This window comes from Pseudomonas sp. CGJS7 (assembly GCF_036961695.1).
This window is the reverse complement of record NZ_JBAMDI010000232.1, coordinates 1-7,869: the sequence shown is the minus strand read 5'-3', so window position 1 is coordinate 7,869 and position 7,869 is coordinate 1. Positions and strand designations below refer to the sequence as shown.

Genomic DNA, 7,869 nt, shown 5'->3' with positions numbered 1-7,869 from the left:
CCGTGCAGCGCCAATTCCAGCACCGCGGCGTCGGCGCGGTTGCCGACCAGGGCGTTGGCGAGGATCGCGCAACGCGGATCCAGCGCGCCGCCGCGGCCGACGCCGAGGTGGCGCCAGCCGTCGCGGCCGAGGTCCTGCACGCAGCTCAGCGCGCCGGGCGCGAGCACTTCGATCCAGTCGGCGTGGGGGTTCGCGGTGTTCATTCGCTGGCGTCCTCGCTCAGCGCCTGGAATTCGTCGGCGCCGATCGCGCGCAGGCGCACCCGGTCGCCGGGCTGCAACAGGCTCGGGGTGGCGCGCGCGGCGTCGAACAGCCGCAGCGGCGTGCGCCCGAGCAGACGCCAACCGCCCGGGCCGGGCCGCGGATAGATACCGGTCTGGGCGCCGCCGATGGCGACGCTGCCGGCAGCGACGTGGGTGCGCGGAGTGGCCAGACGCGGCAGCGTCAGCGCCGGGTCGAGCCCGGACAAATACGGGAAGCCGGGGGCGAAGCCGATCATCGCCACGCGGTAGTCGCCGTCGCCGTGGCGCTGGATCAACTGAGTCGGCGACAAACCGAGTTCAGCCGCCGCGGCGTCGAGGTCGGGGCCGAATTCGCCGCCGTAGGCCACGGGAATTTCGATGGTGCGCGCCGGTGTCGCGGCGCCGTCGTCTGCGGATTGGTCGCATTGCCGCGTCAGCCATGCGCGCACGGTTTGGGCATCGACGCTCAGTGGATCGAAGAACACCGCCAGGCTGGCGTAAGCCGGGACCAGATCGCGCAACCAGTCCGGCGCCTGCGCGCGGATGCGCGCGGCCAGCGCGTGCACGCGCGCGTTGAGCGCGTCGTCGATGCGTTCGCCCAAACGCAGCAGCCAGGCGTCGTCGGCCAGCGCTTCGAATTCCGCCACCGCCTGGCGTGCGCTCACCGGGCCAAGGCGTCCTGCAACAGGCGCAAGCGTTGCACCAGCGCCTCGGGCGAATACGGTTGCGCGGTGGCCATGCCCCAGACCGGACGCGGCCAGGCGATGTCTTCGCGGTAGCGCGCGATCACGTGCACGTGCAACTGCGGCACCAGATTGCCGAGCGCGGCGACGTTGAGCTTGTGCGGCGCGAACGCGGCCTGCAGCGCGCGGCTGACCGCGGCGATTTCGCGGGTCAGGGTTTGCTGCTGGGTTTCGTCCAGATCGACCAGCTCGACCGCGCCGTCCACCCGCGGCACCAGGATCAGCCAGGGGTGATTGGCGTCGTCCATCAACCGCAGTTCGCACAGCTCGAATTGCGCGACCGGATGGGTGTCGTCGGCCAGTTGCGGGTGCAGGTGCCAGGGATTCATTTCAGCGCGTCCGCGAGGAAGTCCAGGGTGCGGGTCCAGGCCAGTTCGGCGCTGGCGGCATCGTAGTGATCGCCGATGTCGCGGTTGAAGGCGTGATCGGCGTCGTAGAGGTGGATCGGCGCGTTCGCCAGCGCGTCGCGATGGCGCTGGATCATTTCCGCCGGGATGCTGGCGTCGCGGGTGCCGAAGTGGAACAGAATCGGCGCGCGCAGCGGCTCGCCGAGAAACGGCACGGTGCGCGCGCCGTAATAACTCACCGCCGGCAGACCGTGGCGGGTATTGGCCAGGAACGCCAGCGAGCCGCCCCAGCAGAAGCCGACCGCGCCGGTGCGCAGGCCCTCGCTCTGCAGCAGGTGGGCGGCGGCGCCGACGATGTCGCTGGCGCGGTCGAAGCCGACCGCGTTGCGCAGTTCGCTGCCGCGCGCGGCGCTGTCCTTGTCGTAGTCCAGCTCGACCTGGCGTTCGACCGGATCGAACAAGGCCGGGGCCAGGGCGACATAGCCGGCCGCGGCGAAGCGCTCGGCCACCGCGCGGATGTGTTCGTTGACGCCGAAGATTTCCTGCAACACCACCACGCCGCCGCGCGGCAGCCCGGTGGGGTCGGCGCGCCAGGCCCGTACGGGGCCGGCGGGGGTGTCCAGATCGATCCAATGAGCCATGGGGGGATGCTCCGTGTGCGGATGAAACCGATTCGCAGGCAGTTTAGCCCCGCAGGCTATAATCCGCGCCCCCAAGCGCGTTTTGCGCCCTCATCGCACCACGCGCACGCCCAGGCCCGCCGCAGCGGGCACACCGCGTTCGTTCAGGTCCCATCATCAGGTTGCCACGCCAGCATGTCCGCCAGCGCCCCCGCCAATCCGAAAGTCGGTTTCGTCAGCCTGGGTTGTCCCAAGGCGCTGGTCGATTCCGAGCGCATCCTCACCCAGTTGCGGGTGGAGGGCTACGACATCGTCCAGAGCTACGACGATGCCGACGTGGTGGTGGTCAACACCTGCGGCTTCATCGACTCGGCGGTGACCGAATCGCTGGACGCGATCGGCGAGGCCATCGCCGAAAACGGCAAGGTCATCGTCACCGGCTGCCTGGGCAAGCGCTCGGAGCTGATCCGCCAAGCGCATCCGGACGTGCTGTCGATCAGCGGCCCGCAGGACTACGGCAGCGTGATGAGCGCGGTGCACGCGGCGCTGCCGCCCAAGCACGATCCCTTCGTCGATCTGGTCCCGCGCCGGATCGCCGACAACGACATCGGGGTCAAGCTGACGCCGAAGCACTACGCGTATCTGAAGATTTCCGAAGGCTGCAATCACCGTTGCAGCTTCTGCATCATTCCCTCGATGCGCGGCGATCTGGTCTCGCGCCCGGTCGATCAGGTGCTGCGCGAGGCTGAAAAGCTGGCGATGGGCGGGGTCAAGGAACTGCTGGTGATCTCGCAGGACACCTCGGCCTACGGCGTGGACGTGAAGTACGCCGAGCACGAATGGCGCGGCAAGTCCTACCAGACCCGGATGAAGGCGCTGTGCGAGGGCCTGAGCGAGCTCGGCATCTGGACGCGCCTGCATTACGTGTATCCGTACCCGCACGTCGACGACATCATCCCGTTGATGGCCGAAGGCAAACTGCTGCCGTACCTGGACATCCCGTTCCAGCACGCCAGCCCGCGCGTGCTCAAGCTGATGAAGCGTCCGGGCGCGGTCGACAAGACCCTGGAACGGATCCAGCGCTGGCGCTCGATCGCGCCGGACATCGCCATCCGCAGCACCTTCATCGTCGGCTTCCCCGGCGAGACCGAGCAGGAATTCGAGGAGCTGCTGGATTTCCTCGACGAAGCCCAACTCGACCGGGTCGGCGCGTTCGCCTACTCGCCGGTGGACGGCGCCAAGGCCAACGATCTGCCCGATCCGGTCGACGAAGAGGTCAAGCAGGAGCGTCTGGCGCGTTTCATGGAGCGTCAGGCGGAGATTTCCGCGAACAAGCTCGAAGCCAAGATCGGCAGCGTGCAGCGCTGCCTGATCGATGCGATCGACGGAGACCTGGCGATCGCGCGCTCGATGGCCGATGCGCCGGAGATCGATGGGCTGGTGCAGATCCAGAACGGGTTGGAGGCGCAACTGCGGGTGGGGCAGTTCGTCGATGTGGAAATCATGGGTAGCGACGAACATGATTTGTTCGGCGAAGCCGTGTTGGACGATTGAGCGGCTGAGGCATTGCCTGCCGGTTCGTCATTTCGCGAAAGCGGGAATCCAGCGACTTCAAGCGTTCTCGCACGAAAGGCCCTGGATTCCCGCGTTCGCGGGAATGACGGTAGGTAAGTGCGCTGCTTCCTGTTGTGTACGTTCAAGCCAAGAGCGGAAGCGCGACCCTAAGGCCTTAGCGCGCACTCACCAGAACGTCATTCCCGCGAAGGCGGGAATCCAGAGACTTCAGCGCCATCCCTCCAGGTCGTCATTCCCGCGAACGCGGGAATCCAGCGACTTCAAGCGTTCTCGCACGAAAAGCCCTGGATTCCCGCGTTCGCGGGAATGACGAGCAAGAAGCAAAGGCTAAGAGGCAAGGGCAAAGGGCTCGAATCGCCCCTATCAAACCGCCAACCCCGCCGCATTCCCCGACGCCCACGCCCACTGGAAGTTGTACCCACCCAACCACCCAGTCACATCGATCACCTCGCCGATGAAATACAACCCCGGCACGCGCTTGGACTGCATCGTGCTCGACGACACTTCATCGGTATCGACCCCGCCCAACGTGACTTCCGCGGTCCGATAGCCTTCGGTGCCGCTGGCGGTCAACGGCCACGACGACAGCGTCGCCGCGAGTTGCTTGAGCTCGGGCAGGTTGTACTGCTTCATCGGCTTGTTGCTGAGCCACAACTCGCACAAGCGCTGCGCGAACCGCTTCGGCACCACTTCGCCGAGCACGGTCTTAAGCTCCGCCGCCCCACGTTCGCGCTGCTGCGTCTGCAACCAATCCAATGCATCGCGGCCCGGCAGCAGATCCAGACGCAAATCGTCGCCAGGCTGCCAATACGAGGAAATCTGCAGAATCGAAGGCCCGCTGACGCCGCGGTGGGTGATCAGCATCTGATTGCTGAACTCCACATCGTTGCAACTCGCCGTCACCGGCAGCGCGACGCCGCTCAGATCCTGCAAGCGCTCTTGGTGCTTGCCGCTGAGAGTCAGCGGCACCAACCCAGCGCGGGTGGGCAAGACGTTGTGGCCGTAACGGCGCGCCAGTTCGTAGCCGAAACCGCTCGCGCCCATGCTCGGAATCGACAGTCCGCCGCTGGCGATCACCAGCGAGGCCGCGGCGAACGCGCCCAGGTTGGTGTGCAGCCGGAACGCGCTGTCGCCTTCGTTGTGGGCGATGCGGTCGATCGAACAACCGGTTTCGATCCGCACCCCGGCCGCCACGCATTCGTCCACCAGCATCTTCACGATCAGCTTGGAGGAGATGTCGCAGAACAGCTGGCCGAGTTCTTTCTCGTGATAGGCGATGCGATGGCGTTCGACCATCGCGATGAAATCCCACGGCGTGTAGCGCGCCAGCGCGGATTTGCAGAAATGCGGATTGGCCGACAGATAGTTGGCCGCGGTGGCGCCGGTGTTGGTGAAATTGCAGCGGCCGCCGCCGGACATCAGGATCTTCTTGCCGACCTTGTTGGCGTGCTCGATCACCAGCGCGCGGCGGCCGCGCCGGCCGGCGGTGAGCGCGCACATCAGTCCGGCCGCGCCGCCGCCGACGATGACGACGTCGTAAACCTGCGCCATCTCAGGCCGCTCGCGCTTCCGCGCCCTGACGCACGCTCGGGGTCAGGTGCACGCTGGCCTTGTCGTTGCTCAGCGCGACTTCGCCGTCGGCGATCTGGCAATCCAGGCGGAAGCTGCGCTCGACCATCGCCGCCATCGCTTCTACGCAGGCCGCGTCGATGTCGAGCACGGTGAGGTTCTTCAAGCGGCGCAGGGTGGCGGCGTTCTTGTCCCACCAGATGTTGGCCGCGTTGCCGCCGTAGTTGACCACCACCACTTGCCGCGCGCGTCCGCAGGCCTTGCGGATGCGCGATTCGTCCGGCTGGCCGACATCGATCCACAGCTCGATATCGCCGGTGTAATCGCGCAAGGCCAGATCCGGCTCGTCCTCGCTGCTCAGCCCCGGGCCGAACTCCAGGCGCTCGTGCGCGTGCAGGGCGAAGGCGAGCATGCGCACCATCAACCGCTGCTGGGTTTCGGAAGGGTGCTGGGCCAGGGTGAGCGCGTGGGCGGCGTAGTAATGCCGGTCCATGTCGCTGATTTGCAGTTCGATCTTGACGATGGTGGCGTTGGGCGCCATGGGCCGCTCCGGGCGAGAGGAGGGCGCATTCTAGGCCTTGGCGGCGTCGGCGTCCGGTTCGTCGGCCGGGCACGGCCGCAGCGGCAGCCAGCGCCGGTAGGTCAGGCAGCGCCACAGCCACTCCAGCGGCCCGTAACGGTAATGCCGCAGCCACCAGCGGCTGAAGCCGATTTGCGCGGCGAAGATCGCCACGAACGCCGCCAGCACCGCCCACAGGCCGTAGCGCGGGCCGACGCCCAGGCCGATGCCGTAGAAGATCGCCAGGCCGAGCGCGGTCTGGGCCAGGTAGTTGCTCAGCGCCATGCGGCCTACCGGCGCCAGCCAGATCAGCCAGCGGCGCGCGCCGGGGCGTTGGAACAGCAGTACGAAGCCGGCCATGTAGGCCAGGCCTAGCGACAGATACAGGGTGTTTCGCAGCAGCCGGCTCAGCATGCGCGCGGCGTCGCCGCGCAGGCCGAACAACTCCAGGCCGAGGCCGCCGTAGTCGCGCAGCAGGAAATACACGCACAGCAGCGCGCCGATCGGCAAGGTCCAGGCCAGCAGGACGATCCAGCGCCGCAGATGCGCCTGCGGGTCTTGCAGCAGGCCGGCGCGGCCGATCGCCATGCCCAGCAGCAAGCGCCCCAGGGTGAAGAACGGCAGGCTCCAGGCGGTGGCGTGGACCCACAGATCGTGCTCGGCGTTGCCGGCCAGCATGGTCGGCCATTGCGGCGAAGACAGCGCCGCCAGCGCCGCCGCATTGGCTTGTTCGGCGGAGGCGAACTGGGCCGACCAGGGTTTCATGAACGGCTGCATCAGCGCGGTCGCGGCGAGGGCGACGAACACGCCCAGCCAGGCCAGGGTGCGCGGCCGCCAACCCGCCAGGGGCAGCAGAAGCAGGCCGAACACCGCGTAGTAACGCAGGATGTCGCCGTACCACAGCGCCGCGTGCAGCAGGCCGAAACCGAGCAGCAACAGCAAGCGCCAGGCATAGCGCCGGCGCGCGCGCAGGCCGGCGTCGTCGTGGCGCGACGCGCGTTCGAGCTGCAGGGCGAAGCCGACGCCGAACAGCAACGCGAACACGGTCATGGCCTTGGCGTCGACGGTCGCGCTCAGCAGCATCTCCAGCCAACGCTGCGCGGCCGGCGCCGGCAGCGCGGCGCGCGCGGCATCGTCGAGGAACACGTACAGGCTGAAGTCGCGCAGGTTGGCCAGCAGTACCCCGGCCAGGGCGAAGCCGCGCAGCGCGTCGATCAGTTCGATGCGTTCATCGGCGGCGACGGGCTGGGCGCTGGGCGGCATCGATGGCGTTCTCCGGGCAGGCGAGTCGGGTTGTGTCGGGCGCGATCGGCGATGATGGTCGCATGTCCAGTCCGCCGCGCGACCTCGATTCGACCGATCCGTCCTCCGCCGATCGGCCGAGCCGGCTGCAACTGCCGCCCGGGCCGTGGCGCAGTCTGATCGACGGCGTGTGCGCGCGGTTTCCGGCGATCGATCGCGCGCGCTGGCTCGACCGCTTCGCGCGCGGCCGCGTGCTCGATGCGGGCGGGAGGCCGCTGGCGGCGGACGACGCCTATCGGGTCGGCATGGAGATCGTCTACTTCCGCGAGGTCGAGCGCGAGCCGGCGATTCCGTTCCAGGAGCGGGTGCTGTTCGAGGACGAACGCTTGATCGTGGCCGACAAACCGCATTTCCTGCCGGTGACCCCGGCGGGCGGTTTCGTCGCCGAGACCTTGCTGGGCCGGCTGCAGCGGCGTTACCGCGAGCCGGAGCTGACGCCGTTGCATCGGATCGACCGCGGCACCGCCGGGTTGGTGATGTTCTCGCGCGATCCGGCCACGCGCGGCGCCTACCAGGCGCTGTTTCGCGAACGCCGCATCGACAAGCGCTATGAAGCGCTGGCCGCGCCGCTGCCGCAGCTGACGTTTCCGCGCACCCATCGCTCGCGCCTGGCGCCGGGCGAGCCGTTTTTTCTGATGCGCGAGGTCGAGGGCGAGGCCAACAGCGAAACCCGCATCGAAGTGATCGAGCGTGGAGCGCAGCTGTGGCGTTACGCGCTGGCGCCGGTGAGCGGCCGCAAGCACCAGTTGCGCGTGCACATGGCCGCGCTGGGCGCGCCGATCGTCAACGATCCGTTTTATCCGTTGTCGGCGCGCGGCGAGGACGATTTCGAGCGGCCGCTGAAGTTGCTGGCGCGCGAGTTACGGTTTGTCGATCCGATCGACGGGCGCGAGCGCGAATTTCGCAGCGCCT

8 protein-coding genes and 1 pseudogene are annotated in these 7,869 nt (G+C 67.9%); 2 read left to right on the top strand and 7 right to left on the bottom strand.

Annotation, left to right across the window (positions count from 1 at the left end; genetic code table 11):
* From V7787_RS51530 to V7787_RS51515, 4 genes and pseudogenes are all read right to left on the bottom strand, one after another.
* A pseudogene (locus V7787_RS51530) lies at positions 1-203 on the bottom strand (hypothetical protein); the annotation flags it as partial.
* On the bottom strand, positions 200-907 hold the full coding sequence (gene pxpB, locus V7787_RS51525; protein ID WP_336095259.1) for a 5-oxoprolinase subunit PxpB: 708 nt from the start codon (positions 905-907) through the stop codon (positions 200-202). The gene pxpB and the pseudogene V7787_RS51530, both read right to left, overlap by 4 nt.
* Positions 904-1,314 carry an HIT family protein gene (locus tag V7787_RS51520; protein ID WP_336095258.1) on the bottom strand — a complete coding sequence of 137 codons (411 nt, stop codon included), beginning with the start codon at positions 1,312-1,314 and terminating at the stop codon, positions 904-906. Before V7787_RS51520 ends, pxpB begins: the two co-directional genes overlap by 4 nt.
* The gene (locus V7787_RS51515) at positions 1,311-1,973 is read right to left on the bottom strand and encodes a dienelactone hydrolase family protein (RefSeq protein ID WP_336095257.1); all 663 of its coding nucleotides are present in this window, start codon (positions 1,971-1,973) and stop codon (positions 1,311-1,313) included. The genes V7787_RS51520 and V7787_RS51515 overlap by 4 nt, the downstream gene beginning before the upstream one ends.
* A 174-nt stretch (positions 1,974-2,147) precedes the next feature.
* On the opposite strand from V7787_RS51515, the gene rimO reads away from it, so the two are divergent.
* Complete coding sequence (gene rimO / locus V7787_RS51510; protein WP_336095256.1) at positions 2,148-3,506, top strand: 30S ribosomal protein S12 methylthiotransferase RimO; 1,359 nt, start codon at positions 2,148-2,150, stop codon at positions 3,504-3,506.
* Positions 3,507-3,890: 384 nt separating this feature from the next.
* Here the strand turns inward: rimO and V7787_RS51505 are convergent, their stop codons facing one another.
* Genes V7787_RS51505 through V7787_RS51495 form a run of 3 tightly spaced genes read right to left on the bottom strand, consistent with a single transcriptional unit; the run spans position 3,891 to position 6,918 of the window.
* Entirely contained in the window at positions 3,891-5,078 is a 1,188-nt protein-coding gene (locus V7787_RS51505; RefSeq protein ID WP_336095255.1) for an NAD(P)/FAD-dependent oxidoreductase, read from the bottom strand.
* Position 5,079: 1 nt separating this feature from the next.
* Positions 5,080-5,637 carry a YaeQ family protein gene (locus V7787_RS51500; protein WP_336095254.1) on the bottom strand — a complete coding sequence of 186 codons (558 nt, stop codon included), beginning with the start codon at positions 5,635-5,637 and terminating at the stop codon, positions 5,080-5,082.
* Positions 5,638-5,667: 30 nt separating this feature from the next.
* Positions 5,668-6,918 carry a DUF418 domain-containing protein gene (locus V7787_RS51495; RefSeq protein WP_336095253.1) on the bottom strand — a complete coding sequence of 417 codons (1,251 nt, stop codon included), beginning with the start codon at positions 6,916-6,918 and terminating at the stop codon, positions 5,668-5,670.
* Between the two features lie 62 nt (positions 6,919-6,980).
* Between V7787_RS51495 and V7787_RS51490 the strand changes: the two genes are divergently transcribed.
* A partial coding sequence (locus V7787_RS51490) for a pseudouridine synthase (protein WP_336095252.1) occupies positions 6,981-7,869 on the top strand: 889 nt, incomplete at its 3' end.

Coding starts and splice junctions, on each gene's coding strand:
- V7787_RS51505 (WP_336095255.1), bottom strand. CDS start 5,078: ATGGCGCAGGTTTACGACGTCGTCATCGTCGGCGGCGGCGCGGCCGGA.
- V7787_RS51515 (WP_336095257.1), bottom strand. CDS start 1,973: ATGGCTCATTGGATCGATCTGGACACCCCCGCCGGCCCCGTACGGGCC.
- rimO (WP_336095256.1), top strand. CDS start 2,148: ATGTCCGCCAGCGCCCCCGCCAATCCGAAAGTCGGTTTCGTCAGCCTG.
- V7787_RS51500 (WP_336095254.1), bottom strand. CDS start 5,637: ATGGCGCCCAACGCCACCATCGTCAAGATCGAACTGCAAATCAGCGAC.
- V7787_RS51495 (WP_336095253.1), bottom strand. CDS start 6,918: ATGCCGCCCAGCGCCCAGCCCGTCGCCGCCGATGAACGCATCGAACTG.
- V7787_RS51520 (WP_336095258.1), bottom strand. CDS start 1,314: ATGAATCCCTGGCACCTGCACCCGCAACTGGCCGACGACACCCATCCG.